At 62.7% G+C, this 26,165-nt stretch carries 23 protein-coding genes and 1 pseudogene; 22 read left to right on the top strand and 2 right to left on the bottom strand.

What is annotated here, in order from left to right:
• A pseudogene (locus LB568_RS28125) lies at positions 1–1,061 on the top strand (Swt1 family HEPN domain-containing protein); the annotation flags it as partial.
• Positions 1,062–1,095: 34 nt separating this feature from the next.
• Here the strand turns inward: LB568_RS28125 and LB568_RS28120 are convergent.
• On the bottom strand, positions 1,096–1,305 hold the full coding sequence (locus LB568_RS28120; protein ID WP_224655926.1) for a hypothetical protein: 210 nt from the start codon (positions 1,303–1,305) through the stop codon (positions 1,096–1,098).
• A 286-nt stretch (positions 1,306–1,591) separates the two neighbouring features.
• Between LB568_RS28120 and LB568_RS28115 the strand changes: the two genes are divergently transcribed.
• A complete protein-coding gene (locus tag LB568_RS28115) occupies positions 1,592–2,626 on the top strand; it encodes a hypothetical protein (RefSeq protein ID WP_064993418.1) in 1,035 nt (344 codons plus the stop codon).
• An 8-nt stretch (positions 2,627–2,634) separates the two neighbouring features.
• On the opposite strand, the gene LB568_RS33885 is transcribed toward LB568_RS28115, so the two are convergent.
• Entirely contained in the window at positions 2,635–3,153 is a 519-nt protein-coding gene (locus LB568_RS33885; protein ID WP_224655935.1) for a tyrosine-type recombinase/integrase, read from the bottom strand.
• A 556-nt stretch (positions 3,154–3,709) separates the two neighbouring features.
• Here LB568_RS33885 and LB568_RS28105 point away from each other — a divergent pair.
• The 20 genes from LB568_RS28105 (at position 3,710) to trbG (ending at position 26,161) form a co-directional block, all read left to right on the top strand.
• The gene (locus tag LB568_RS28105; RefSeq protein WP_064993420.1) at positions 3,710–4,384 is read left to right on the top strand and encodes a DsbA family protein; all 675 of its coding nucleotides are present in this window, start codon (positions 3,710–3,712) and stop codon (positions 4,382–4,384) included.
• 713 nt (positions 4,385–5,097) lie between these two features.
• Positions 5,098–6,060, top strand: coding sequence for an ArdC family protein (locus LB568_RS28100; RefSeq protein WP_064993421.1), 963 nt, complete (start codon positions 5,098–5,100; stop codon positions 6,058–6,060).
• A gap of 132 nt (positions 6,061–6,192) precedes the next feature.
• Positions 6,193–6,603 carry a DUF2958 domain-containing protein gene (locus LB568_RS28095; protein ID WP_064993422.1) on the top strand — a complete coding sequence of 137 codons (411 nt, stop codon included), beginning with the start codon at positions 6,193–6,195 and terminating at the stop codon, positions 6,601–6,603.
• Positions 6,604–6,686: 83 nt separating this feature from the next.
• On the top strand, positions 6,687–8,414 hold the full coding sequence (locus LB568_RS28090) for a ParB/RepB/Spo0J family partition protein (RefSeq protein ID WP_064993423.1): 1,728 nt from the start codon (positions 6,687–6,689) through the stop codon (positions 8,412–8,414).
• Positions 8,415–8,948: 534 nt separating this feature from the next.
• Positions 8,949–9,272 carry a DUF736 domain-containing protein gene (locus LB568_RS28085; protein WP_013533279.1) on the top strand — a complete coding sequence of 108 codons (324 nt, stop codon included), beginning with the start codon at positions 8,949–8,951 and terminating at the stop codon, positions 9,270–9,272.
• Positions 9,273–9,416: 144 nt separating this feature from the next.
• Positions 9,417–9,656, top strand: coding sequence for a helix-turn-helix transcriptional regulator (locus LB568_RS28080; protein ID WP_064993425.1), 240 nt, complete (start codon positions 9,417–9,419; stop codon positions 9,654–9,656).
• Positions 9,653–10,201 (top strand): S26 family signal peptidase, encoded by a 549-nt coding sequence (locus LB568_RS28075; RefSeq protein WP_064993426.1) that lies wholly within the window; start codon positions 9,653–9,655, stop codon positions 10,199–10,201. The genes LB568_RS28080 and LB568_RS28075 overlap by 4 nt, the downstream gene beginning before the upstream one ends.
• Positions 10,189–10,872 (top strand): lytic transglycosylase domain-containing protein, encoded by a 684-nt coding sequence (locus LB568_RS28070; RefSeq protein ID WP_064993427.1) that lies wholly within the window; start codon positions 10,189–10,191, stop codon positions 10,870–10,872. The genes LB568_RS28075 and LB568_RS28070 overlap by 13 nt, the downstream gene beginning before the upstream one ends.
• 179 nt (positions 10,873–11,051) lie before the next feature.
• Positions 11,052–13,022 (top strand): relaxase/mobilization nuclease RlxS, encoded by a 1,971-nt coding sequence (rlxS, locus tag LB568_RS28065; protein WP_064993429.1) that lies wholly within the window; start codon positions 11,052–11,054, stop codon positions 13,020–13,022.
• A 730-nt stretch (positions 13,023–13,752) separates the two neighbouring features.
• Entirely contained in the window at positions 13,753–15,576 is a 1,824-nt protein-coding gene (gene glmS / locus LB568_RS28060; protein ID WP_064993430.1) for a glutamine--fructose-6-phosphate transaminase (isomerizing), read from the top strand.
• A 200-nt stretch (positions 15,577–15,776) separates the two neighbouring features.
• Positions 15,777–17,807 carry a conjugal transfer protein TraG gene (locus LB568_RS28055; RefSeq protein WP_064993431.1) on the top strand — a complete coding sequence of 677 codons (2,031 nt, stop codon included), beginning with the start codon at positions 15,777–15,779 and terminating at the stop codon, positions 17,805–17,807.
• A gap of 116 nt (positions 17,808–17,923) precedes the next feature.
• Positions 17,924–18,337, top strand: coding sequence for a CopG family transcriptional regulator (locus tag LB568_RS28050; protein ID WP_064993432.1), 414 nt, complete (start codon positions 17,924–17,926; stop codon positions 18,335–18,337).
• Positions 18,334–19,302 (top strand): P-type conjugative transfer ATPase TrbB, encoded by a 969-nt coding sequence (gene trbB, locus LB568_RS28045; RefSeq protein WP_013533270.1) that lies wholly within the window; start codon positions 18,334–18,336, stop codon positions 19,300–19,302. Before LB568_RS28050 ends, trbB begins: the two co-directional genes overlap by 4 nt.
• 11 nt (positions 19,303–19,313) lie before the next feature.
• On the top strand, positions 19,314–19,622 hold the full coding sequence (locus tag LB568_RS28040; protein ID WP_064993433.1) for a TrbC/VirB2 family protein: 309 nt from the start codon (positions 19,314–19,316) through the stop codon (positions 19,620–19,622).
• Complete coding sequence (locus LB568_RS28035) at positions 19,622–19,894, top strand: VirB3 family type IV secretion system protein (RefSeq protein ID WP_064993434.1); 273 nt, start codon at positions 19,622–19,624, stop codon at positions 19,892–19,894. The genes LB568_RS28040 and LB568_RS28035 overlap by 1 nt, the downstream gene beginning before the upstream one ends.
• Positions 19,888–22,329, top strand: coding sequence for a conjugal transfer protein TrbE (gene trbE, locus LB568_RS28030; RefSeq protein WP_064993435.1), 2,442 nt, complete (start codon positions 19,888–19,890; stop codon positions 22,327–22,329). The genes LB568_RS28035 and trbE overlap by 7 nt, the downstream gene beginning before the upstream one ends.
• A gap of 5 nt (positions 22,330–22,334) precedes the next feature.
• Positions 22,335–23,060, top strand: coding sequence for a P-type conjugative transfer protein TrbJ (trbJ, locus tag LB568_RS28025; protein WP_064993436.1), 726 nt, complete (start codon positions 22,335–22,337; stop codon positions 23,058–23,060).
• Between the two features lie 28 nt (positions 23,061–23,088).
• The gene (gene trbL, locus LB568_RS28020) at positions 23,089–24,411 is read left to right on the top strand and encodes a P-type conjugative transfer protein TrbL (protein ID WP_064993437.1); all 1,323 of its coding nucleotides are present in this window, start codon (positions 23,089–23,091) and stop codon (positions 24,409–24,411) included.
• Complete coding sequence (gene trbF, locus LB568_RS28015) at positions 24,412–25,143, top strand: conjugal transfer protein TrbF (protein WP_064993438.1); 732 nt, start codon at positions 24,412–24,414, stop codon at positions 25,141–25,143.
• Complete coding sequence (trbG, locus tag LB568_RS28010; RefSeq protein ID WP_064993439.1) at positions 25,133–26,161, top strand: P-type conjugative transfer protein TrbG; 1,029 nt, start codon at positions 25,133–25,135, stop codon at positions 26,159–26,161. The genes trbF and trbG overlap by 11 nt, the downstream gene beginning before the upstream one ends.
• The last annotated feature ends 4 nt before the right edge of the window (positions 26,162–26,165 follow it).

Here is a 26,165-nt window from a genome sequence, read left to right as displayed (position 1 = left end):
CGGCCCTATCGCAGACCTTCGCCGAGCTGCAGGCAAGGGGATCGACCCTATCGCCGACCATTGCCGAGCTTCAGGCATCGCCTGGCATGGCATTGATTGCGCGCGCCACCCAGTGGGCAAGCCAACTCGCTAGCACGGGTACGCTCGCGGTGCACATGCCGACTGGCACGCCAAACAAAGAAATCGAGCTAATCCAGCGGGCCGCTACTGGCGTCTTGAGCCTCTCGGCTGAGGTAGGCCGCTTGCGTCTGAGCGCTCTGGGAGCGGAAACTCTGTCCGCTGGGCTGCAGACAACCCGGTTGAAGCTCTCCGCACTGGCTGGTGCTGGAGACGTGCTTGGCTTCGCGGCGAGATCAAGCTTCACAGCCTATGAGGAGCTATTCGGCAACTGGCACACGCGGTCTGATCTGCCAAACCGCTTCTGGAGCGATCCAGAAATGCGCCAACGACACTACCGCGAAGCCAAGGTTGACCCGGGTCTGATCGAGACCACGTCAACTGGTGCGATCGAGGTTGTCATAGAGAGCGGTTTCGCGGCCGGCGCTTCGGAAGCTGGTAGGTCCGTCGCGCTGCTGGACGTTGCGGGGCTGTCCGTTCAGATACGGTCGGCCAATCCCAGAAATGATGCCTTCAGCGCGATAGGCTTCTTTGAGCGCGCGTTGCGGTCCTTCATCTCGAAGAAGATGGAAGCGGTGGGCGGACCGCAGTGGTTCAAGCAGAGGGTTGGGGGCGAAATCCGTAACAAGGCGCGTGATCTTCGCGCGGCGGCGATGGCGAATGGCGAGCGGGATGAAGCGTTGCTTTCTTATCTCGATCTTGGCGACCTGATGGCGATCGTGCTTCGCGCGGATAACTGGAATCAAGCGTTCGGGTACGTCTTTCCAAACGAACAAAGGCTGCGGCTTGACCTACAGGCGCTTATCGCCACTCGCCGTCCGACGATGCATACGCGCGATGTCGATGCGGTGCGTCTCGTCGAGCTGATTTGCATTATCAGCCGCCTTAGCCAATTTATGACCGGCGACGGCGAATGGAAGCGCATCGCCGACTCCGAGGATTGAGGGCTGCTGTTCATCGGTTGGGCGTCCGCACTGTCTAGAGCAAACGTAGTTGGTCACCGGGTGTCGAGCCCAGCGGAAACTTGATCTGCGTGGCGGGCTTCTCGACAATCACCAAAGCGTCGTCCGGTGCCGGATACGGCTGCCAATGAAAGTAGTTGGTCTTGCGAATGTTGGTGGTCCCGTAATCGGCTTTGCCTGTCACTCGCTCCGAAGGTGACGGCATTCCCCTCAGGAGATAGGCCAACTCTCGCCCCCTTCGAGAGCGTTTCGGACCACGGGGCCGGGCCAGTTGGGATAGATGTCAATGGACGGCTCAAGGTTGCCCAAGATGTTCCGCAAGGTACCGGTCCACTGGCGGATGGCCTCTTGCGAAGTGGTGAGGTTGTAGAGGTTACACATCGTTTTAATGTTCCCAACAGACATTGAATTTCAACCAGTTCTCTCATCGCCAGTTGCCCCGGTCCAGTTGCCCCTTGAAATAGATCTTTAAGTGGCTCTTAGTTGAGGTTGGTGGGTTTGGATGTTGGGTTATGCGTTCGGTTGTGAAGTTTCTCGCTGTCGCGTCAGTTATTGTCGCCACATCAAGTTCAGCTAAGGCTCTGGAATACAAGCCGGTATCGTCGCCGGGCGAGCTTCCGTTTCTCATCGTCTCTGGTGAATTTGGGGTCAACGAACCTCTGAATGAGTTTAGCCACGCTGTCACAAGCAGTGGGGCTAGGGTGGTCGTATTCGACTCGCCGGGCGGCAGTATCGGAAGTGCAATGCAGCTTGGACGTTTGATCCGGGCAGCCGGCCTTGATACGCTTCAAGTCCGACAGTTGCAGTGCGCGTCGGCTTGCTCGTTAGCTTACATGGGTGGCGTTCGCCGTGTTGCCGACCCGGGCTCTATTGGTGTTCATCGCTCATCCTTCGCCCCAGAGAACGGAATGTCTACCGACGAGGCTGTGGCCAACGTTCAAGCCGTAACTGCCGATATCATGTCCTACATGTCCGAGATGGGCGTTGACCCCAAGTTGATGGCCGTAGCATTGAGTTACGACAGGTTTGATATGCGATATCTCTCCGCCAGTGAGATGGCTGAACTGCGCGTAACCAACGTTTCTACCACGCCGCCGTCCGTTGACACGTCGCGTGTGTCGCCAACGCCCAGTCCGGCCCCCGCTGAAGCCAGCGCAGACGAGCGGCAGCTAGAGAGCGCGGCGGTAGCATTTATCAAGGGGCTCATCGAGCACCATGGCGACAACGCAGATTTGGCGATCGCTCAGGTTCAAAATTCGTATGCTGGCATCGTCGATTATTACGGAAAGCCAACGGACCTAAGCTCGATCATCGCCGACAAGAGAAGCTATTTCCAACGATGGCCGGAACGGGGATACAATCTCCACGACGAGAGCGTCATAGTCACCTGTGCCAATGAGCGATGCATGGTGTCGGGCACTTATGACTGGGTCGTCCGCAGCCTGCCAAGGCACAAGCAGGCAAAAGGTGTGGCGCGCTTCAGTTACACGATTGCGATTGGGCAGAACCCCAAAATCATCGCTGAGACCAGCAAAGTCATGCGCTGAAAGTTCCGTCAGATTAGTGCCTTCTCAAGCGCCCGTCTCGCAACCTCAAGCCGCGCCTCGTCGCCCCATAAGTCCTCACCAACGCTGCCCGATGAGTGACCCAGAACAATGTCTTGGTCCGACTTTGTGACGCCGGCCAAGCGTAGTCGGTCTTTCATGAGGTGGCGAAGCGAGTGGGTGGTAGCCTTTGGGTCCGTCACGCAGGCCCGAACGTGCTTGCCCAAGGCAGCAGATGCTGAGGAGGCGCCTTTGGGACGCCCGTAGGTCGGAAAGAGCATCGTTGCGCTGCCGGCAGCCTTGACGGCTTCCTTTGCGGCCTCCAGCGCGCGACCTCTCAACGGCACATTCCGCCGCGATACGGCATTCTTAATGCGGCGGTCATCGTGCCACTCAACCGTGATGTGCGGGACGACGTGGTCAACATGCACGTCCGCAACGCGAAGACCTGAGACCTCGGCGAGGCGGCATCCGGTACCAGCGAGGATTGCCCAGATGTGTTGAAGGTCTGCCTTCGCATGGTACGCAATGCGGGCGGTTACCCCGCAGTGTATCGCGCGGTGTATCTCTGGGGAAGCGGAAACCCGGGCAATCCTTGGGTTTCAAGACATTTCTGGATTAAGTGGCTCCCCGGGCCGGAGATGAACTAGCGCTTGCAAAGCGAGCCACAGTGGAGGACTCGGCTACAGTTCGAGTTTTGTGGCCGCGCTCTGTGAAATTTCACAGACCTATTTTCTGCAAAGTGCACAGGAAGCGCCGACAAATCCCCGCCAGTTGTTTGAACGGTTCCCGACCTTATGTCGCGAAACCGCCGCCGGTTGCGCCATCTTATGGTGCGCCCGTCGAGCGAGGCCACCCAGCCTACGAAGTCAGCTGTGAGCCACAGTGATCTTCAATGCACGATGGCCCACGCTTTCCGCGGCGCAGCGCTGCGTGAGCTCCTGCTGCGGGCGGCGATGGCACGGGAATTGCGGCACGGGGGGTGCGGCGCTTGACCGGAGAGCCGCGACGGGAGAAGCGCCGCAACGTGCCGGGGGTGCCGGCGCCGCGGGCGTCCTGCCGTTCATGTTTGATTGGAGCCCACCCATGTCCAGGCTGAATGCCGCCCTTGTCACAGTAATCGCTTTGTTGGCCCTAGCTTTGTTCGCGCTGGGAGCGCTGAAACAACATCTGGATACGGCCGAGGACCTGCAATGTGTGGAGGACCAACGCCTGATAGCGGCTGACTTGCGCATACGCATTCCACAGCGGCGCGACGCCCTCCTCAACGACCCAGCCTCGCCAATTGCGGGCAATCCGGATGGCGATATCGCTGTGGTCTCGTTCTTCGACTACAACTGCGGCGTTTGCCGGGCGGCAGCTCTCGATCTACAGGAGGCCCTCAGCAATGATCCCAATGTGAAGCTTGTGTTCAAGGAACTCCCAGTCCTGGGGCCAGCATCCAAATTTGCAGCGCGCGCAGCGCTCGCGTCGTACAAACAGGGGAAGTATCAGGCGTTCCATCTCGCCCTCATGGCTTTCCCCGGCTTCCTCAACCAGCGCACCACCTTAGCCGTTGCAGAGCGGGTGGGCCTCGATCTCGAGCAGCTGAAGCGGGACATGCAAGACCCAGCCATCGCAAATGCCATCACACGCAATTTCGCACTCGCCAAAGATCTGTATATCGAGGGCACACCGGCGTTGGTGGTCGGCGACGAAGTAATCCCAGGGGAAGTGGGGATGGCCCGACTGCAACGCTCCATTGCTGATGCCCGCGCCTAGGCAAATCTTCGACAGCTGCAAAAGTGCCGTTCTGACCGAGGGTCTCGGGATCGTCTTTGGGAGCTGGGGTTTTGATGTGCTCCTGAGCGCCTTCTTCGCGGTTGGCTTCTTGACCAGACCGGAACGCGGGGCGCGAGCGCGACGCCGGACATGGCGCCGTCTCCCGGCGTGCGGCTATCACCCAAGATTCCGGCGGCCGCGATCTCGCTCCTGGACGCTCTCCCCGTTACGCGGCAAGGGGCGCCGAGAGGTGGAAATTCACGGCTCTGCGGCGTCGACCATATCCACGCGTCCAGGCGCAAGGATCGATGGTATCACATCAGCTGCGGTGCCGACCACCAGTCCTGAATCCCGCGCGCCTGAAGGCGCGCGCCGGGTGCTCGTGCACCGAGCCCGCTTTTCTTCGCAAGGCTCAGGCGGTCTCGGCCATCCGGCTTCGCCCCCTGGCTTGGGCCGCCTTTCGGCTGCGCACGGCCGCCGGCCGATCGGCCGGCGTGGTCTGTCTTTTAGGCCGTCCCCGGGTGCGCGCGGTGGGCGGCTCTCCCTTCTAGGCCCGCCGCGGCATCCCGCAACCCTTCGCTGCGCTTCGGGTCCTCCTCTGCGTTCCGGTCCTTCGGATGCGGTCCGCCTTTCACGGCGGGCCTTTCCGGTCGTTTTCGCCGCCCACCCCGCTTCCGGGGGAGGGCGCGATTTGGCGAGCGGAGGACCAGGGCATGCGTTCAACCAACAAACGTTCCGGCAGCCGAAAGGCTGGCGCAAGCAGGGGCGGGCGCGCAGGCGCCAGCCTTTATCAAGAGATCACGGACCGCATCATTGCCGAGCTCGAGCGCGGCATCGTGCCATGGGTCAAGCCCTGGGGAAACGCAAAGGCAGGCCTCGGCCTGCCCAGGAATGCGGCCACCGAGCGCCGCTATTCCGGCATCAATATCCTGATCCTGTGGGGCGCGGTCATCGAGCGCAGCTATGCCTGCCAGAACTGGCTGACCTTCCGGCAGGCGCTTGCCCTTGGCGGCAATGTCAGGAAAGGCGAGCGCGGCACGACCATCGTTCACGCCGACCGCTTTGTTCCGCAAAACGAAAAGGAACGCGCCAAGGTCGATGGCGACGAACCACAGGCGGTGCCCTTCCTGAAGCGCTTCACCGTCTTCAACGTCGCGCAGTGCGAGAACCTGCCCGGACATCTCCATGCCGCCGCCGAACCGCTGCCGCAGCGCCAGATCATCCCGCAGGCCGAGGCGCTCATTCGTGCAACCGGCGCTGATGTCCGCATCGGCGGCGATCGCGCTTTCTACATGCCGGACTGCGACTTCATTCAGGTGCCGCCGCAACCGGCCTTCTTTCAGCAGATCAACTATTACCGGACCTGCTTTCACGAGCTTGGCCACTGGACCGGCCACCCGACGCGCCTTGCGCGCGACCTCTCCGGCTCGTTCGGCTCCAAGGCCTATGCGCGCGAGGAACTGGTCGCTGAAATCTGCGCAGCCTTCGTCTGCAGCACTATGGGCATCGAGCCGACCGTGCGCCATGCCGATTATATCGGCTCATGGCTGAGCGTGCTGCGCGAGGACAATCGCGCCATCTTCCGCGCCGCCAGCCATGCCTCGAAAGCCGCCGATCTCCTGCTCGGCTTCAATGCCGACGTGGAAGGCGAGGCGGATGCCGAGATCGCCGCATGAGCGCGCTTCGTCGCCCTACGCGAGAGCCTTGCGCTTCTGACGGCGCGCGATGCGGCCGCGCGGAAACCCCTTGAATACCGGCCTGTTGGTCAACCCGCCGTCAATCACGAACCGTTTTGAAGGAACGCCGCAATGATCCTCATCACTGACGAACTGCGCCTTCTTCTGCTCGCCAATGGCGCTGCCGAGACCGAAGCCGACCATGTTCCGGTCGTGAAACTGTTCAATCCGCTGGGCGCCGCCACCTGGCTCCTGAGCGAGCTCGATGCTGATGGCGATACACTCTTCGGCCTCTGTGATCTCGGATTGGGCTTCCCCGAACTCGGCAGCGTCAGCCTTGCCGAGCTCCAAACCGTGAAGGGACCGCTTGGCCTCGGCATCGAGCGCGACCTTTATTTCAAGGCGCGGTTTCCGCTCTCGGTCTATGCCGAAGCCGCTCGCCTATGCGGCCACATCACCGAGGCCGAAGGGCTCTTGCGGCAGGCCGCCGCCGCCCTCTCGCTTTCCCTTCCCGAGCTTCCGTCCGACCGGGCGGAACAATAGCGCCCTCCGGCGCAAAACCGTCGCGCCGCTCGGCCAGCGGCCTCGCGGTCAGGCAATTTCGGCCATAGCAAAGGAGAAAGACCATGCAGCTTGCCCACGTTTCCATCGACCAATTGAGCATCGCCGCCGCCAACATGCGGCATTCCAAACGCGCGCCCGACATCGCCGACATCCTGCCCTCGGTGCGGGCGCGCGGCGTCCTTGTTCCGCTTCTGGTGCGGCCCAACGGCTCGCCCGACACCTTCGAGATCGTCGCCGGGCGCCGACGCTATTTCGCGGCCAAGACCGTTGCCGACGAGCGCGGCAAGGCCGCGCCGCTGCCATGCGCCATCATGGAGGATGGCGACGACGCCGACGCGCTCGAAGCCTCCCTGATTGAAAATATCGCCCGCCTCGATCCCGACGAGGTCTCGCAATGGGAAACCTTTTCCCGCCTCATCAGGGAAGGTCGCACAATCGCCGATATCGCGGCCACGTTCGGCCTCACCGAGCATCAGGTGAAGCGGATTCTGGCGCTCGGCGAGCTTCTGCCCAGGATTCGCGAAGCCTATCGCCGCGAGGAAATCGACGCCGAGACGGTGCGCCATCTCACCATGGCCTCGAAGGCGCAGCAGAAGGACTGGCTGGCGCTCTTTGCCGATCCCGACAACCGCGCGCCGCGCGGCTGGCAATTGAAGCAATGGCTGTTCGGCGGCCAGTCGATCTCGACCAAGGTGGCGCTGTTCGCCATCGAGGACTATCCCGGCCTGATCGTCTCCGATCTGTTCGGCGAGGAAAGCTATTTTGCCGACGCCGACCTGTTCTGGCTCAAGCAGAATGAGGCGATAGCCGCCACGCGCAACGCCTTTCTTGAGGCCGGATGGAGCGAAGTGATCGTGCTCGAACCGAGTCAACATTTTCACGCATGGGACCACGAAAAGACGCCGAAGAAGAAGGGCGGCAAGGTCTTTATATCAGTCTCGCATCGCGGCGAGGTCGCGTGTCACGAGGGCTGGCTGTCGCACAAGCAAGCCCGCCGCGCCCGAGCCAATGGCGAGGCCGCAGAGGCCGAGACCCCGGACAAACCCTCGCGGCCCGAAGTCACTGGACCGATGCAGAATTATGTCGATCTGCACCGTCATGCCATCGTGCGCTTGGCGCTCCTTGACCGTCCGGCCGCAGCCCTTCGCCTGATGGTGGCACATGCGATTGCCGGCTCAAGCCTGTGGCAGGTGCGTACCGAGCCGCAGCGCGCCGCCAACGAAATCGTGGCGGCAAGCCTTTCAGCCTGCAAGGCCGAAACCGCCTTCACGGATAAGCGGCGCGAGGTCCTGGCGCTGCTTGGAGAACCGGACGAGGGTGGCGCGGTCGCTGGCCGCAATGGCGGCGACTTCGGCACGGCAAGCCTGTTTGCGCATTTGCTGACGCTGTCCGACGATGATGTGATGCGCGTTCTCGGCATCGTCATGGCCGAGACGCTTGAGGCCGGCAGTGCCGTCATCGAGGCGCTCGGCAATCATCTCAATGTCGACACCGCCGCTTGCTGGCAACCGGACGACGCCTTCTTCGACCTGTTGCGCGACAGGGAAATTGCCAATTCGATGCTTGCCGAAATCGGCGGCAAGCATGTCGCGGACGGCAATGTCGCTGAGAAGGTGAAGACGCAAAAGACAATCATCCGCGACTTTCTGTCCGGCGAAAACGGCAGGCAAAAGGTCGAGGCCTGGCTGCCGCGCTGGATGAAATTCCCGGTCGAAAGCTACACGGATCGAGGCGGCTTGCGCACCGCCGATCAATGGGCACGGGTCCGCTCCCTGTTCGACTGCCAATAGCCCGTCAAGCTGGGCGGCGGCTGCCAGGATGGCCGCCGCTCGGCATCGCACCCCGGTCGCAATGGCCGCATGTTCGTGACCTTTGCCCCCCGTTTCCAGCGGCACAATCCAGCCCGGCAAACCACCTTGGTCCCGCAGGTCGTTCAGCCCGTCGGATGCCTGCCCTGGCGCCCGACCCGTGGGGCACGATCTCGATCGGCATGGCGCGGCATCAGCCGCAGTCCCGCAATCCTCTCCTGCTTGGCTTGGCTGCAGCGACCGCGCTCGCCACGATCTCCATGCTCCCTGCCAGGACCATCCCCTGCGGCTGGCTTGTCGACCTATGGACGGGTCCGGCCGCCCGAAACCCTCGCCAGCAGCTTTTTTCCCCGCCGCCTGCGGCGGCTTCCTCGCGCCGCTCCGCTTCAAAAAAGCCGCCTGCTCGGGTCCTCCGCTGGCGCTGCGGCCCTGTCAGGTTCAGGCGCTCCGGACGCATCCATCACGGTCCGCCATCGCAGGGGATGGTCCCCGGCGACAGCAAAAGGAGACTTCGAAATGACCGCGATCGGTTACGTCAACAAGCAGGAAAACGGCGCCTACAAGGGCCAGCTCAAGACCCTCAGCGTCCGCGCCGACATCGACATCATCCCCAACCAGGCCAAGAGCGCCGACAACCATCCCGACTACAGGGTGCTGACGCAAGGGGTCGAAGTTGGCGCCGGCTGGATCCGCACCGGCGAGACCTCCGGCAAGGATTATGTGAGCCTGTCGATTGCCGCGCCGGAGTTCGGACCGCGCAAGCTCTACGCCAATCTGGGCCGCGCCGCCGGCCAGGACGATGACGACACCTACGCCATCATCTGGAACCCGGCCGACTGATCGGGCTCATCGGAGCCCCGCGCCGCAGCCGGCGCGGGGCTCTTGCCACAGAGCGGCGAAAACTCGCCCCCAACTCTTCGCCCGTCCCCAAGACGACCTCGCCCCCCCATCCTCGTCTCGCTCGCAAGCCAAACGAGGATCATCATGGACAACGAAAACGAACGCGCCGCCCGCGCCAAAAAGGGCAGTCCGTTTCTCAACACAGCCCAAGCCGCCTTCTACATAGGGCTCTCCCAGCGCACGCTGGAAAAGATGCGGCTCAAGGGCGGCGGCCCGAAATTCCGCAAGCATGGCCGCTACGTCCGCTACCACATCGACGAGCTCGACGACTGGTCGAAAGGCCGCCATAACCAGACCCATTCCAACGATGGAGGCCGTTCATGAGCCGGCCTCCTTCCATCGGTCTGACCGGCAGCCGCCTGCGCCGTGCTCGGGCGACAAAGGCGATCGCCGCGACCGCGATTGCCCTTGGCCTGGTTGCCTTCGGCCCCCTTGCAAACCCATCGCCCTTCTTGATCTGGAACGCCTCGGCGAGCGCGCCGGTTGGCCTCTATCGCGTCGTGGCGGGAGCGCCAGCACGCGGCGACCTGGTGCTCGCCGGCGCACCGGATGCCATTGCCGGCCTCGCTGCCGAACGCGGCTATCTCCCGAACGGCGTTCCCCTTGTAAAGCACATTGCCGCGCTGCCGCACGAACGTGTCTGCGCCTTCAACGAGGCGATCATCATCGGCGGCAAGATCGTCGCACGTCGGCTAGTTACCGACACCCAAGGCCGTCCGCTGCCCTGGTGGAGCGGCTGCCGCGCGCTCGCTGACGACGAATTCTTCGTGCTGAACGGCGAGGCACCGCGCTCTTTCGACAGCCGCTATTTCGGGCCGGTCCGAGCCACCAACATCATCGGGAGGCTCGCGCCGCTATGGACCGAGTAGCCCTCCTGATGCTTGGCATGATCGCTGTCGCGCCATGCGCCTGTTCCGCCTCGACCGGCGCTGAGCCGGTCGCCATCTCCCATAGTCCGCAGCTTGGAAAATGGCGGCACTTCGTTGCCGAAGCAAGCAAGCGTTTCCGTGTTCCCGAGGCCTGGATCTACGCGGTGATCGATGCCGAAAGCGGCGGCAAGACGATGCTCCACGGCCGGCCGATCACCTCGCGCGCCGGTGCCATGGGCCTCATGCAGGTGATGCCGGAAACCTATCAGGACATGCGCGCGCAATACGGACTGGGCGCCGATCCCCACGATCCGCACGACAACATTCTGGCCGGCACTGCCTATCTCCGCGCCATGTATGACCGCTTCGGGTTCCCCGGGCTGTTTGCCGCTTACAACGCCGGACCCGAGCGCTACCAGGCGCATCTGAAGCGCGGCACGCCGCTGCCGAAAGAGACCGTCGACTACCTCAAGCAGCTCCGGGCTGCCGGAGTTTCGCGAACCGACATCGAGCAGTTCAAGGGCAAATCTGTCGCTCCGGACAGGCAAGATGCACCCTCGGGGCGCTCGCTGTTTTTCCCGCAAAATGGTGGTCGCGCTTTTGCGCGAAACGGCGATCTCTTCGTGCCGCTGGGGAGGGATGTCGCACATGTCAAAGAGCCGGAACGCTAGCAATGGGGGGCCGGACGCGTCCAAAGGGGTGGGGCGCGGAAGGCAAGATAAAGGCACCGCCTCCCAGGGCCGGCGAAGTGTCTGTCTGCACATCATTTTTGCCGGAGGCACCCTCCAGCGTCAGGAGAACTTCGGAGCGCAAATGGCTGATTCGACTCTGTTCCAGGCGCAGGCCAAGCATGAGGGATGACGAGTTCAGACCGAAGCTCGGGAAGATTGGCTCCCGTGGTTCGAAGGCCGGCAAACGCTTTGCCGGCCAGGTGCGGGCGGCGATCAACCGAGCTGGTGGCCGGCCCCAGCGTGGTGGGCGCTTCGCGGGCAGCAGGATAGGCCGGGGTGGGGCGACGGCCGCGCTGCTGAAATCACGCGATCGCCATGCAGCCTTCCGCCAGCGCCGGGTCGTCGTCAAGGCGCGTGTCGTCAAGCTGGCCGGCAAGAGCGCGGACGGGGCGCGTGCGCATCTGCGCTACATCCAGCGCGACGGCGTCACCCGGGACGGCGCGCCTGGCCAGCTCTACGGCGCCGACAGCGATTGCGTCGCTGGCAAGGACTTCCTCGATCGTGCCGATGGCGATCGCCATCAATTCCGCTTCATCGTCGCACCCGAGGACGGCATCGAATTTGACGACCTCAAGCCACTGACGCGGCGGCTCATGGCACAGATGGAGGAGGATCTCGGCACGAAGCTCGACTGGGTTGCCGTGGACCATTTCAATACCGGCCATCCGCACACCCACATCATCGTGCGTGGCAAGGACGATCGCGGCGAGAATCTTGTTATAGCGCGAGAATACATCTCGAGCGGCATCCGCGAGCGCGCCGCCGAGCTGGTCAGCCTCGATCTCGGTCCGCGCACCGACCACGAGATCGAGCATCGCCTGCGCCAGGAAATGCAGCAGGAACGCTTCACCAGCATCGACCGCCGCCTGCTGCAGCTGCGTGACGACAGTGGGCTGGTTTCGCTGGATAGCCGCGACGCGTTTCGACAGACCTTGCACCAGGGGCGCCTGCGCAAGCTCGAGCGGATGCATCTGGCGGAAGAGATCGCCCCGCGCCGCTGGCGGCTCGACGACGGGCTTGAAGCGACGCTGCGCCGCATCGGCGAACGCGGCGACATCATCAAGACCTTGCATCGCGAACTGACGGGCAGGGGGATCGCCCGCAGTGCCGCCGACTGCGTGATCCACGATGGATCCGGCGAGCAGGCCGCCCCTGTCGTCGGCCGCGTTGTCGCGCGCGGGCTGGCCGACGAGCTCAGCGACCGGCATTACCTCATCGTCGACGGTGTGGATGGCAAAACCCGATACATCGACATCGGCAAGGGCGAGGCGACAGAGCCGACGCCCGACGGCTGCATCGTGCGTGTCACGCCGAGGAACACACAGCCCAGGCTGGTTGACCGCACAGTGGTCGAAATCGCGGCTGCCCATGACGGCCGCTACAACATCGACATTCATCTGAAGCACGATCCGGCCGCCACCGACCGCTTCGCCGATACGCATGTCCGCCGGCTGGAGGCAATCCGGCGCGCTATCGGGGGCGTGGAGCGCGAGCCCGACGGCACCTGGATCATCGCGCCGGATCATCTCGATCGTGTCGTCGCCTACGAGCGCCAGCAGGCCAGGACCCAGCCGGTCACGGTCGACAAGCTCTCATCGATGCCGCTGGAGCGGCAGGTTGGCTTTGACGGCGCGACCTGGATCGACAGCCAGCTTGTCTCCGAGGCATCAGAGAGGTTGCGCAATTCGGGCTTCGGCCGTGAAGTGCAGGAGGCGCGGAGCCGCCGGCAGCAGTGGCTGATCGCGCAGGGCCTTGCTCATGAGGAGCAGGATCGGATCATCTATCGCGCCAACATGGTTTCGATCCTCCGCCAGCGGGAGTTGAACCGTGTTGCCGGTCAACTGTCGGAAGAGCTTGGCCTGTCCTATGCCGAAACGCGGCCCGGTCATCGCGTAGAGGGCACGCTCCGCCGGTCAGTTGAACTCGCCAGCGGCAAATACGCCGTTATCGAGAAATCGCGAGAGTTCACGCTCGTACCATGGCGGCCGGTTCTCGAGCGGCATGTCGGCAAAGAGGTTTCCGGCCTGGTGCAGCGCGAGGGCATCTCTTGGAACATCGGTCGGCAAAGGAGTGGGCCCAACGTCTCGTGACCTGCGCAGCTATACGAACGCGGTCTGCCTTCGATCGGCCCGGGCAAGACTTCGACAAGGTGCTCCGAGCCTGCTTGCATCGGCAGCGAAAAATGGGGCTGATAGCCACCCGATTCGCATCGGCATCGATCTTTGATGCACGATCCCAAATCGACTGACGCAGACGACGGGAATGCGCTGGGCAGCAGAGGAAGGTAGCAATGCAAATGATCCTTAGGGCCATCGGCAGAGCCTGGCATTCGGCCTTGTCTAAGATCGACACAGCGCGGTTGCGGCGGCAGCGTCGGCGACTCGGCGACGTTGCCACGGCTGAATTTCAGCGGCCGAAACTCCGCACCGCCGAACACTCCGCGACTAAGTCGGCCACCGGGCCATCCTCTCCGCGACACGCGGCGGTCCCCATGATGGACAGCTTGCAGGGACAATCTGCGCGGCCGCGAAGGTCGAAAAAGCACTGAACATGGCCGCAAATTGCGCCAATCGCTGACGAATTTGACAGCTTACTAACTCTCCGAGACGGGTGAGTTGAGGTCAGGAGACCTGCAGAGCCGAGATCAACGATCCGTCTCGCCGGATGTCAAAAGACATGCTCGCCTATCCGCTGGCTGGATGGCAGCTATCCCAAAAATCGATTTTACCTGTTTTGCAGAATTCTACTACGGAGGCTGAGCGCTTGGCGCGTTCCCTTCGAGCCGACTGAGGCTACCGGGAAGAATTCGGAGACGAAGTCATGTGCGGGATTGTTGGCATTGTCGGGCATCAGCCGGTGTCGGAGCGGTTGGTCGACGCGTTGAAGCGGCTCGAATATCGCGGCTATGACTCAGCCGGCCTTGCCACCATTTGCGAGGGCTCGCTGCACTCCCGGCGCGCGAAGGGCAAGCTTGTCAACCTCGAGAGAAGGTTGAAGGAAGAGCCGCTGAGTGGGATCGTCGGCATCGCACACACGCGTTGGGCGACCCACGGCGCACCCACCGAGCGCAACGCGCACCCGCACATTGCGGAGGGTGTGGCCGTGGTTCACAACGGCATCATCGAGAATTTCGCCGAGTTGAAGGATGAACTCGCGGCGGCGGGCGCCGAGTTCCAGACCGATACCGACACCGAGGTTGTCGTACATCTCTTGGCACGATACCGCCGTGAGGGCATGGGGAGGGGTGAGGCAATGCATGCCATGCTGAAGCGCGTCAGGGGTGCCTATGCGCTTGCTGTTCTCTTTGAGGATGATCCGTCCACCATCATGGCGGCGCGCAATGGACCCCCATTGGCGATCGGTCATGGCGTCGGCGAGATGTTCCTGGGCTCCGACGCGATCGCGCTTGCTCCCTTCACAAATGCGGTCACGTATCTCGTCGACGGCGACTGGGCCGTTATCGGCAAGACAGGAGTCGACATCTTCAATTTCGATGGCCATCCCGTCGAGCGTCCGCGCCAGACTTCCCTTGCCGGGGCATATCTGGCTGATAAGGGCAAGTATCGCCATTTCATGGAGAAGGAAATTCATGAGCAGCCCGAGGTTGTCGCCCGTGCGCTCGGTTATCACACCAGCTTCGAAGGGAATCGCGCCGACACGACGTCTTGCATAGATTTCGCCGGCATCCCGAGCCTGGCGATCTCGGCTTGCGGCACCGCCTATCTGGCTGGACTTATCGCAAAATACTGGTTCGAGCGCTATGCGCGCCTGCCGGTCGAAATCGACGTCGCGTCCGAATTCCGCTACCGGGAGATCCCGTTGCCGCCGCAGTCGGCGGCTCTCTTCATTTCGCAGTCCGGTGAAACCGCCGACACGCTCGCATCCCTGAGATACTGCAAGGCGCGTGGGCTGAAGACCGGCGCTGTCGTCAACAGCCGGGAATCGAGCATCGCGCGGGAGGCCGACGCCGTCTTCCCGATCTTCGCCGGCCCGGAGATCGGCGTTGCCTCCACCAAGGCGTTCACCTGCCAGCTTGTGGCTCTAGCCACACTCGCCATTGGCGCTGCCAGGGCCCGTGGAACGGCAACGCAAGATGAGGCAAAGGCGCTCGTCACGAGTCTTGCCGAAATGCCGGGCGTCATGGGCCGGGTCCTGAACAGCATCAAGCCAGATGTCGAGCTCCTATCGCGCGAACTGTCAAAATTTCATGACGTCCTGTATATCGGCCGCGGCACCAGTTTCCCGCTGGCAATGGAAGGTGCGCTGAAGCTCAAGGAGATATCCTACATCCATGCCGAGGGATATGCGGCTGGTGAATTGAAGCATGGTCCGCTCGCACTGGTCGACGAAAACATGCCAGTGATCGTCATCGCGCCACATGATCGCTTTTTCGACAAGACCGTCTCGAACATGCAGGAAGCGGCCGCCAGAGGCGGTCGGATTATCCTCATCACGGATGAGAAAGGGGCCGCTGCTTCGAAACTCGACACGATGCACACGATCGTGCTGCCGGTAGTCGACGAGATTATCGCGCCAATGATCTTTGCGCTGCCGATACAGCTTCTTGCGTATCACACGGCGGTCTTGATGGGCAAAGATGTCGACCAGCCGCGCAATCTCGCAAAATCGGTTACCGTCGAATGATGGTCACGGCCCTTCGATAGAAATGCACTTCGGCTGAACGAGCAGTCGGACGTTATCGTCGAGGCCTTAATAGCTCCGGCTAATCCTTGTGACGAGCCCGGCGCTGCTCCTCATCGCACCTGGTCGTGCGTAGTGTGCATTTCAGTTCACATCGCGGCGCGCGATGCTTGCCCCGGTGTTCGAAACAGCGGAGCAAGCCAATGACGCCCACGAAGTTGCTGATTGGGCAGATCGTCGTCGTATTCGCAATCGTCATGCTCGGCGTGTGGACGGCCACGCAGTGGTGCGCGCACATGCTGGGCCATCAGCCGCCACTCGGCGCGCCGTGGTTTGTTGCGGCTGGCTGGCCGATCTACAAGCCGTGGAAACTGTTTGAATGGTGGTACCATTTTGACGCCTATGCGCCCGAGGTCTTCGATAAGGCCGGTGCGCTCGCCGGCGCGAGTGGGTTCGTGGGCTGTGCCGCCGCCATCGGCGGTTCGCTGTGGCGCGCGCGACAGCTCGGATCGGTGACGACCTATGGCTCGTCAAGGTGGGCAACGACTCAGGAGATCGTGACGGCAGGGCTGTTTCGGCCGGCCGGGGTTTTCCTAGGCAAGCTGAAGGATCGCTATCTGCGACATGACGGGCCCGAGCACGTCATGGCCTTTGCCCCAACACGTTCAGGCAAGGGCGTCGGACTGGTTGTTCCAACTCTTCTGTCCTGGACCGGTTCGGCGGTCATTCATGATATTAAGGGCGAGAATTGGCAGTTGACCTCCGGCTGGCGGTCGAAATTCTCCTATTGCCTTCTATTCAATCCAACTGATCCTAGGTCGGCGCGCTATAACCCGCTGCTTGAGGTACGAAAGGGTCCACAAGAGGTCCGCGATGTTCAGAACATCGCCGACATCCTGGTAGATCCGGAAGGCGCGCTGGACCGCCGGAATCACTGGGAAAAGACAAGTCATTCCCTCCTCGTCGGCGCCGTTTTGCACGTGCTCTATGCCGAAGAGGAGAAGACGCTTGCCCGCGTCGCCACTTTCCTGTCGGACCCGCAACGTTCCTTTTCCGCGACGCTGCAGCAGATGATGACCACCAACCACCTGGGCACGCCCGACAAGCCTGAGGTCCATCCGGTCGTGGCCTCGGCGGCACGTGAGCTGCTGAACAAATCGGAAAACGAGCGTTCTGGTGTTTTGTCGACCGCCATGTCATTTCTCGGGCTCTATCGCGACCCGACGGTCGCGGCGGCAACATCGACCTGCGACTGGCGCATTGTCGATCTCATGGATGCCGAGCGACCGATATCGCTCTACCTGGTCGTGCCGCCGTCGGACATCTCGCGCACCAAGCCCTTGGTGCGCCTGATCCTGAACCAGATCGGCAGACGCCTGACCGAGCGCCTTGAGGGCGATCCAAGCAGGAGTCGCAAACATCGACTCCTCATGATGCTCGACGAATTCCCGGCGCTCGGGCGGTTAGATTTCTTCGAGACCGCGCTCGCCTTCATGGCCGGCTATGGCATTCGCGCATACCTGATCGCGCAATCATTGAACCAGATATCCAAGGCCTATGGCGAGAACAGTGCCATTCTCGACAACTGCCACGTGCGTATTGCCTTTTCCTCCAATGACGAACGCACCGCCAAGCGCATTTCGGATGCGCTCGGCACCGCAACGGAGCTTAGATCGATGCGCAACTATGCCGGCCACCGGCTGGCGCCCTGGCTGTCGCACGTCATGGTCAGCCGGCAGGAAACGGCCCGACCGCTGCTCACTCCTGGCGAGGTGATGCAGCTGCCCCAAACCGACGAGCTGGTGCTGATTTCAGGGCTGCCGCCGTTGCGCGTCCAGAAGCTGCGCTATTATGAGGACCGGAATTTTACCGAACGCGTGCTACCTTCCCCGGTGCTGCGGGACAGCCCTTACGCAGACCGTCCGGCTTCCCGCACGGACGACTGGACTGGACGGGTGCGCAGCGTTGACGGTCGTCTGGCTGCAGGCGACGAAATTGCCGACGCGGCGATCGGGGACGAGGGCGGCGTCCAGCAGCAGCGCCATCCAGCTCTACCGGAACATCAAATCGTGCTTTCTCAAGAAGCTGAGCAGGACGATCTCTTCAAGTCTGTTGACGATGATAGCGAGCCGGTCGCCGACAAACGTGTCATGGATCGGACTTCGACGGCGGCCCGGGTCTACGGCCTCAATGAAGGAAGGGGCGACGACAAGGACATCGTGCCCGGCTTCTGAACGCTGCTTCCTGACGGCGTACCTCAGCGTAGGTAAGGGCGATAAGCGTTTTTGGGCATCTGGAGGATGCTTGTTCCCGTCGCCGGCGCGTAGCGCTGGCTGTTGGAACAAGCCACATGAAGCCCCGCCGCATTCGTCACCAGTTTCTGCTTGAGTTTGAGTTAAGCGAGAAGCTGGACAAACTCAGTCGTGATCCTTCGACCACCAAATCGGCGATCGTCGCCAAGGCAGTAGAAGCCTTCATCGAGCGGCGTGGCAAGAACGAGCTCGACCAACGCTACGGGGTAAGGCTCGACCGTCTTTCTCGCGACCTCGCTCATGTCAGGCGCGACGCCGAGATGACGATGGAGAGCCTGGCGCTCTTCATCCGCTTCTCGATCACGCTTCACGCCCACACGCCGGCCCCGGACAGGGTAACGCAGGCCATCGGCCAGGAGCGCTTCGACAAATTTGTCGAGCAGGTCGGCCGGCAGATCGCTTCCGGGAAGCGGTCGCTTGGCAAAGACAATGGCGGGGGAGAGGAAGGGTGAACTCTCATCCGGAAGCCGATCATCGCCGCCGCGCCATGCTGCGCACCGCCATGGGCCCGGCGATCACCAAAGCGCTTTCAGACCCATCGATCATCGAGGTGATGGTCAATCCCGACGGAGCACTGCGCATCGATCGGCTCGGGGAAGGCTTGGTCGACACAGGCGTGCACATCCATCCTACCGAGGCGGAGCGCATTGTCCGCCTCGTCGCTTCCCACGTGCGCGCCGAAGCGCATGCGGATAATCCGATCGTAAGCGCCGAACTGCCCTCGGGCGAGCGGTTCGAAGGCCTCCTGCCACCTGTGGTGTTGGCGCCATGCTTTGCCATTCGCAAGCCCGCCGCAAAGCTCTACAGCCTAGCCGATTATGTCGCCGACGGGGTCATGCTGCCGCTGCAGGCTGATGCGTTGAAGAAAGCCGTCCGCGAGCAGCGCAACATCCTGGTCGCGGGCGGCACTTCATCGGGCAAGACAACCCTTGCCAATGCGCTGCTGGCCGTGGTCGCCGACTGCCACGAGCGGGTGATCCTGATCGAGGATACGCGCGAACTTCAATGCGCAGCAAAAGACTGCGTTGCGCTGAGGACCAGGCGTGGTTCTGTCACGCTCGCCGATCTCGTGCGTTCGACACTGCGCCTCAGACCCGATCGCATCATCGTCGGCGAGATCAGAGGCGCGGAAGCGCTCGACATGCTGAAGGCATGGAACACTGGTCACCCAGGCGGCATCGCCACCGTTCACGCGAACTCGGCGCGGTCCGCCCTCTACCGCATCGAGCAGCTCGCACAGGAAGCCGTGGTCACCGTTCCCCGCCGGCTCATCGCCGAGGCGATAGACCTGATCGTCTTCATCGCCGGCCGCGGATCCTCGCGCCGCATCGAGACGATCGCCGAGGTCACTGGCCTCGACGGCAGTGGCGACTACGCCGTCACCCAGCTCACGCTTCCGCAACTCCAGCAACTCTGAAAGGTCACTTCATGCGCAAGAAGCTTCGCTTTCTCTGGGCCACCACGCTCGCGTTTCTTCTCACGTTTCCGGCATACGCCGCCGGCTCCGGAATGCCCTGGGAGCAGCCGCTGCAGCAGATCTTGGAATCTGTGCAGGGGCCGGTCGCCAAGATCATCGCGGTCATCATCATCATTACCACCGGCCTGACACTCGCCTTCGGCGACACGGCAGGTGGGTTCCGTCGGCTCATCCAGATTGTCTTCGGCCTGTCGATCGCCTTTGCCGCATCGAGCTTCTTCCTCTCCTTCTTCTCCTTTGGCGGCGGGGCACTCGTCTGATGTTGGCCGGAGAGCACCATATCGAGGGCTTTGAGGTTCCGGTTCACCGCGCACTGACCGAACCGATCCTGCTCGGCGGCGCGCCGCGAGCGGTGGCCATCTTCAGTGGCACCGTTGCCGCGGCCGTCGGGCTTGGCTTGCAGCAGTGGATTGCCGGATTGGTGCTGTGGATCTGCGCGCACACGGTGGCTGTCTTCGCGGCCCGCCGCGACCCGGATTTCGCCAGCGTGCTCGTCCGCCATCTTCGCCTGAAGGGGTGGCTCGCATGCTGAATCTTTCCGAATATCGGGGCAAGGCCGACCGACTTGCCGATCATCTGCCTTGGGCCGCACTGGTGGCACCGGGCATCGTGCTCAACAAGGACGGAAGTTTCCAGCGCTCATTTGGATTTCGCGGGCCTGATCTCGAGAGTGCAACAGAAGCCGAACTCATCGGCATCTGCGCGCGGGCCAACAATGCGCTCAGACGGCTCGGCTCCGGCTGGGCATTGTTCTTCGACGCCGAGCGCATCGAGGCGCTGGGCTACCCAAGCTCGCGTTTCCCCGACGCTGCGTCATGGCTGGTGGATGAAGAACGGCGCGCGGCCTTTCAAGGCAAGGTCGCGCACTACGAGAGCCGCTATCACCTAACGCTGACGTTCATCCCGCCGCCAGACAGCCAGGCGCGGGCGCAAAGCGCTCTGGTCGACTCGCATCATTCAGGAGGCGAGAGAGAGTGGCGCCAGGAACTGACGCGGTTCCGGGACGAGACCGGCCGCGTGCTGGATCTCCTGTCGGGCTTCATGCCCGAAATACGCGCACTCGATGATGCCGGGACGCTGACTTACCTCCACGGCACGATCTCCACCCGCCGCCATCCAGTCGCCGCGCCAAAAACACCCATGTATCTCGACGGCATCCTGGTCGATGCGCCGCTTACTGGCGGATTGGAGCCGATGCTTGGCAACCACCATCTGCGCACGCTCACCATCCTCGGTTTTCCGAATGTCACACGGCCCGGAATTCTCGATGCGCTCAACAATCAGGATTTCCCCTACCGCTGGATGACGCGCTTCATTCCGCTGGATAAGACCGAGGCCACCAGGACGCTCACGCGGTTGCGGCGGCAGTGGTTTGCCAAGCGCAAATCGATCGTGGCCATCCTGCGCGAGGTGGTGACCAGCGAACCCGTCCCGCTCGTTGACACCGACGCCGAAAACAAGGCGCTCGATGCCGACGCCGCAATCCAGGCGTTAGGCGGCGATCATGTCGGGTTCGGCTATCTGACGACGACGGTAACGGTTTGGGACGAGGACCATCAAGCCGCTGCGGAGAAACTCCGCGCGGTCGAGCGCGTCGTCAATGGCCTCGGCTTCGCCACGATCCGTGAAGGCGTGAATGCGGTCGAGGCCTGGCTCGGCTCGTTGCCCGGCCATGTCTATGCCAATGTCCGTCAGCCGCTCGTTCACACATTGAATCTCGCCCACTTGATGCCGCTTTCCTCGGTGTGGGCCGGCCCGGCGGCGAACGAGCATCTCGCCAAAGTTACACAGGCAGAGGCCCCGCCGCTTCTCTTCGCCTCAACCAGCGGGTCGACACCGTTCCGGCTTTCCACCCACGTCGACGATGTCGGCCACATGCTGATCGTCGGACCGACCGGCGCCGGCAAATCGGTTCTCGTTGCCCTCTTCGCTCTGCAGTTCCGACGCTATGCCGGCGCGCAGGTGTATGTCTTCGACAAAGGCAATTCAGCCCGGGCCGCAATTCTTGCCATGGGTGGCGAGCATCACGCGCTGCGCGCCCACGGTGCGCTTGCCTTCCAGCCGCTGCGCAAGATTGACGATCCGGCGATCCGCAGCTGGGCAGCCGAATGGATCGCCGGGCTGTTCGCCCATGAGAACGTCACCGTCACCCCGGAGGCGAAAGAGGCAATCTGGTCGGCACTCACCAGTCTTGCAACGGCGCCAGCGCAGGAACGCACACTCACCGGCCTGTCGGTCTTGCTTCAGTCCAACGCGCTGAAGTCCGCTTTGATGCCCTACACGCTCGACGGGCCCTTCGGCCGGTTGCTGGACGCGGACGACGATCGGCTGGCCTTGTCGGATGTGCAGTGCTTCGAGACCGAAGAGCTGATGCACAGCCAAGGCGCTGTGCTGCCGGTGCTCACCTATCTTTTCCATCGCCTCGAGGCGCGGTTCGATGGACGACCGACATTGCTCATGCTCGACGAGGCCTGGCTCTATCTCGACAATCCGCTCTTTGCGGGGCGTATACGCGAATGGCTGAAGGTGCTGCGCAAGAAGAACGTCTCTGTCATTTTCGCCACGCAGTCACTGGCCGACATCGCTGGCTCTGCAATCGCACCGGCCATCATCGAGAGCTGCCCACAGCGCATTTTTCTTCCAAATGACCGTGCCGTGGAACCACAGGCACGGGAAGCCTACGAGCGTTTCGGCCTGAACGAGCGGCAGATCGAACTGGTCGCGCGCGCCACGCCGAAGCGGCAATATTATCTGCAATCGCGCCGCGGCAACCGGCTGTTTCAGCTGGGCTTGGGTCCAATTGCGCTTGCGCTATGCGGCGCCTCCGATCCGGCCAGCCAGACCCTGATCGACAAGATCCTGTCGGAACGCGGACAGGACGGCTTTGCCTTTTATTTCCTGAATGCCCGCGGGCTCGATTGGGCCGCCGAGCTTCTCCGCCAATTCCCTCAACCAGACATGGAGTAATCGTCATGATGCGGCGCCGTTTCCTTTCCGGCCTGATCACCCTTTCCCTGATGGCCAAACCGATGGCCGACTATGTCCAGCCAGCCTACGCGCTCATTGTCTTCGATCCCTCGAACTACACCCAGAATGTGCTGACGGCGGCACGCTCACTGGAGCAGATCAACAACCAGATACAGTCGCTCCAGAACCAGGCGACCATGCTGCAGAACATGGCGCGCAACCTTCAGAGGCTGGATTTTTCTTCGGTAGGCCAGCTCACCGGTTCGCTGCAGCGGATCGACGGGCTCATGGACCAGGCGAGTGGCCTGAGTTTTGATCTGGACAAGCTGCAGGACCAGTGGCGCAATCAATATCCCGAAAGCTACGACGCCACGATCAAGGTCAGCGATGTGGCAAGCGCAGCGCGCGAGCGCTGGCAGAGCGCCATGCAGGCGTTCCGGCAGACGATGGGTGTCCAGTCGCAGATCCTCGAGAACGTCCGGGGCGATCGCGACCTGCTTGCTGATCTCGTCAACCGCAGCCAGGGTGCTGCCGGTGCGCTTGAGGCAAGCCAGGCCACCAACCAACTGATCGCGCTGTCAACCAAGCAGCAGATGCAGATCCAGACGCTGCTCGCGACGCAGTTTCGCGCGGAGGCGGAGGATGCGGCTCGCAAGGCGCAGTCCGAAGAAGCCGCACGCCAGACGACAAAGCGTTTCCTCGGCACCGGCACGGCCTATCCCGGCAACTGATCACCATATCTGTCACGAGGAAGGCGCAATGAACGACCTCGGGGTCATCGATCGCTTCATGGAGACTTTCATCCGCTATATTGACAGCGGGTTTGGTCTGCTGTCGGGCGATGTCGCCTTCCTCACCACGACCCTGATCGGCATCGACATCACGTTAGCCGGGCTCGCCTGGGCATTCGCCGGCGAGCCCAACATTCTCGGCCGCTTCATCCGCAAGGTGCTCTATGTCGGCGTCTTCGCTTTCATCCTGAACAATTTCAAGAATCTCGCCGACATTATATACCGCTCCTTCGCAGGGCTGGGCTTCAACGCTTCGGCCGCCAATCTGTCGCCCGACAGTCTCCTGCGGCCCGGACGTATTGCCGCCACAGGCTTCGAGGGCGCGTGGCCGCTGCTGGATCAGGCGAGCCAGCTTCTTGGCTTTCCCGAAATCTTCGGCAACGCGCTCACCATTTTCGTGCTGCTCGTGGCCTGGTTCCTGGTCATCATTGCCTTCTTCATTCTTTCCATCCAGCTCTTCATCACCATTCTGGAGTTCAAGCTCACCACTCTCGCCGGCTTCGTTCTGGTGCCCTTCGCAGTCTGGAACCGGTCGGCGTTCCTGGCCGAGCGCGTGCTCGGCAACGTGATCTCGTCGGGCATCAAGGTGATGGTGCTTGCGGTCATTGTCGGTGTCGGGTCCACGCTGTTCGGCGAGTTCGCTTCGGCGCTGCAAGGCAAGGAGCCGGATTTGGCCGCCGCCATGTCACAGGTGTTGGGGGCGCTGGCGCTGCTTGGGCTAGGTGTTTTCGGGCCTGGAATAGCGTCCGGTCTCGTCTCGGGTGCCCCGCAGCTTGGTGCGGGCGCTGCACTGGGTACGGCCGCGGCCGCCGCCGGTGCGTCACTCGTTGCCGGAGGCGCTGCGATCGCCGGGGTGCGCATGGCAGCTGATGGCGGGCTTGCCGCAATTCGCGCCGGCACCACGATCGGTTCGGCAGCTTCCTCTGCCTGGCAATTAGGGCGCGCAACCTCGCCTGACTCCGGCCTGTCCGGTGTGGCTGCCGGGATGCAGGGCGTGGCAGGTGCCGCCAGTGGCGCCGCTGTGCGAGCGGCACGATCTGCCGCGGAAACCTTCGGGCGCAGCGCTGATGCCGGGCGCCAGGCCGCATGGACCGCGACCGGCGGGTCTCCCATCGCCTCGATGACCGAAACTCCTGCGGGTCCGACCACCGATGCTGCCCCTAGCTGGGCCAGGCGCCTGCGTTCCCAGCAGTCTGCGCGAGCCCACCGCCACGCCACCATGCAGGCGGTGCGCGATGGTGACAGACCGGGCGGTAGCGCCAATCCCTCTCTCAACGACAAGGACGACTAGATGCTCTTCAAGCGATCCGTTCAACGCTACGGCAAGACACCCGAGCCCATCACACCGTACCAGAAGGCGGGCCAGCTGTGGGATGAGCGCATCGGCTCATCGCGGGTGCAGGCCCGCAACTGGCGGCTGATGGCTCTTGGCTGCCTGGCATTGGCAACCGGGCTCTCCGGCGGGCTCGTTTGGCAGTCAATGCAAAGCCGGGTTGTGCCCTACGTCGTCGAGGTCGACCGCTTCGGCGAGGCGCGCGCCGTAGCCTCGGCAATCCGGGACTACGAGCCGACGGACGCCCAGATCGCCTGGCATCTTGGCCGTTTCATTCAGAATATCCGTTCCGTTTCCACCGATCCGGTGTTGGTGCGGCAGAACTGGTTGGCCGCCTATGACTTTGCCAGCGACCGCGCCGCGCTCTTCCTCAACGAATATGCCAAGGCGAGCGATCCTTTCGGTCAGATCGGAACGCGAAGCGTGTCCGTCCAGGTGACCAGCGTGGTGCGGGCCTCCGGTAGCTCGTTCCAGGTCAAATGGACCGAGCAGGTCTTTGAGCGCGGCAGCCTTGCCAGCACGACCCGCTGGACGGCGATCCTCACCATTATGATCCGGCCGCCAAGCAATACAGACCAACTGCGCAAGAATCCGCTCGGCCTCTTCATCAACGCCATCGATTGGTCGCGCGAGCTCGACAGTGCCGCGCCGACCTCCGTTTCCCCCAAGGAGCCCGCCAATGACAAATAAAGCCCCATCGCTCCGTGCCGCGCTGATCCTGTCGGCCTCGGCAGCGGTGCTGTCCGCCTGCGCATCCAAGCCGGTGCCGCCGCCCGAGATTGCCTATGACGCTGCCGACTTCAAAGCAGCGTCGATCGAGAAGCCGCCAGAGAAACCGGTTAAAATCGTCGAGGTGCCAAAGCCGCTACCGCTTCCCGGCCAGTTGCAGCCTGACCCAGTCAAGTTCGCCGAGGACAAGCGCTCTCCTGAAGAACGCGTTGCCGATGCCAATAGGGCCGCAACTCGGCAGCCAACCAGGTATGGCTATGTCAACGCGGTCCAGGTCTATCCCTTCACCGATGGCGCGCTTTATCAGCTCTTTGCAGCGCCGGAGCGCGTCACCGACATCGCTCTGCAGCCGGGCGAGAAGCTGACGGCTGTGTCCGCCGGGGACACGATCCGCTGGGTCATCGGCGACACCGTCAGTGGCACCGGTGACGGTCAGCGCACCCATGTTTTGGTGAAGCCGTTCGCGCCCGAGCTTACCACAAATCTGGTGATCACCACGGATCGACGCACCTATCACTTGCAGCTCCAAAGCACGGAGAAGACCGCAATGGCGGCCATCTCTTGGACCTACAGCGAAGACCAGATCCTTGCGCTCTCCCGGCGAAACGTTCAGGCCGACGCTGCAACGCCGGTCGCATCGAATGTTGCGCTCGAAAATATCCGCTTCCGCTATTCGATCGCCGGCGACACACCGCCCTGGAGACCGACACGGGCCTTTGACGACGGCAGCAAAGTCTATATCGAATTCCCGCGCCGCATCGATCAGGGCGAGGCGCCGCCGCTCTTCATCGTCGGTGCTGACGGCGGCAATCAGTTGGTCAACTACCGCATGCGCGGCAACTACTACATCGTCGATCGCCTGTTCGCCGCGGCCGAACTGCGCCTCGGCGCCAAGCCGCAGCAGGTCGTGCGCATCTCAAGGATGGACGGCCGGCAATTGCCGCGTCGGATGCCACTCTTTGCCGGTTTCGGCAGGTGAGGGG

The sequence above is a fragment of the Mesorhizobium sp. B263B2A genome (genome assembly GCF_020165775.1).
GTDB classification, from domain to species: domain Bacteria; phylum Pseudomonadota; class Alphaproteobacteria; order Rhizobiales; family Rhizobiaceae; genus Mesorhizobium; species Mesorhizobium opportunistum.
This window is presented reverse-complemented; position numbering and strand designations above follow the sequence as displayed.

Coding starts and splice junctions, on each gene's coding strand:
- LB568_RS28115 (WP_064993418.1), top strand. CDS start 1,592: ATGCGTTCGGTTGTGAAGTTTCTCGCTGTCGCGTCAGTTATTGTCGCC.
- LB568_RS28105 (WP_064993420.1), top strand. CDS start 3,710: ATGTCCAGGCTGAATGCCGCCCTTGTCACAGTAATCGCTTTGTTGGCC.
- LB568_RS28100 (WP_064993421.1), top strand. CDS start 5,098: ATGCGTTCAACCAACAAACGTTCCGGCAGCCGAAAGGCTGGCGCAAGC.
- LB568_RS28095 (WP_064993422.1), top strand. CDS start 6,193: ATGATCCTCATCACTGACGAACTGCGCCTTCTTCTGCTCGCCAATGGC.
- LB568_RS28090 (WP_064993423.1), top strand. CDS start 6,687: ATGCAGCTTGCCCACGTTTCCATCGACCAATTGAGCATCGCCGCCGCC.
- LB568_RS28085 (WP_013533279.1), top strand. CDS start 8,949: ATGACCGCGATCGGTTACGTCAACAAGCAGGAAAACGGCGCCTACAAG.
- LB568_RS28080 (WP_064993425.1), top strand. CDS start 9,417: ATGGACAACGAAAACGAACGCGCCGCCCGCGCCAAAAAGGGCAGTCCG.
- LB568_RS28075 (WP_064993426.1), top strand. CDS start 9,653: ATGAGCCGGCCTCCTTCCATCGGTCTGACCGGCAGCCGCCTGCGCCGT.
- LB568_RS28070 (WP_064993427.1), top strand. CDS start 10,189: ATGGACCGAGTAGCCCTCCTGATGCTTGGCATGATCGCTGTCGCGCCA.
- rlxS (WP_064993429.1), top strand. CDS start 11,052: ATGAGGGATGACGAGTTCAGACCGAAGCTCGGGAAGATTGGCTCCCGT.
- glmS (WP_064993430.1), top strand. CDS start 13,753: ATGTGCGGGATTGTTGGCATTGTCGGGCATCAGCCGGTGTCGGAGCGG.
- LB568_RS28055 (WP_064993431.1), top strand. CDS start 15,777: ATGACGCCCACGAAGTTGCTGATTGGGCAGATCGTCGTCGTATTCGCA.
- LB568_RS28050 (WP_064993432.1), top strand. CDS start 17,924: ATGAAGCCCCGCCGCATTCGTCACCAGTTTCTGCTTGAGTTTGAGTTA.
- LB568_RS28040 (WP_064993433.1), top strand. CDS start 19,314: ATGCGCAAGAAGCTTCGCTTTCTCTGGGCCACCACGCTCGCGTTTCTT.
- LB568_RS28035 (WP_064993434.1), top strand. CDS start 19,622: ATGTTGGCCGGAGAGCACCATATCGAGGGCTTTGAGGTTCCGGTTCAC.
- trbE (WP_064993435.1), top strand. CDS start 19,888: ATGCTGAATCTTTCCGAATATCGGGGCAAGGCCGACCGACTTGCCGAT.
- trbJ (WP_064993436.1), top strand. CDS start 22,335: ATGATGCGGCGCCGTTTCCTTTCCGGCCTGATCACCCTTTCCCTGATG.
- trbL (WP_064993437.1), top strand. CDS start 23,089: ATGAACGACCTCGGGGTCATCGATCGCTTCATGGAGACTTTCATCCGC.
- trbF (WP_064993438.1), top strand. CDS start 24,412: ATGCTCTTCAAGCGATCCGTTCAACGCTACGGCAAGACACCCGAGCCC.
- trbG (WP_064993439.1), top strand. CDS start 25,133: ATGACAAATAAAGCCCCATCGCTCCGTGCCGCGCTGATCCTGTCGGCC.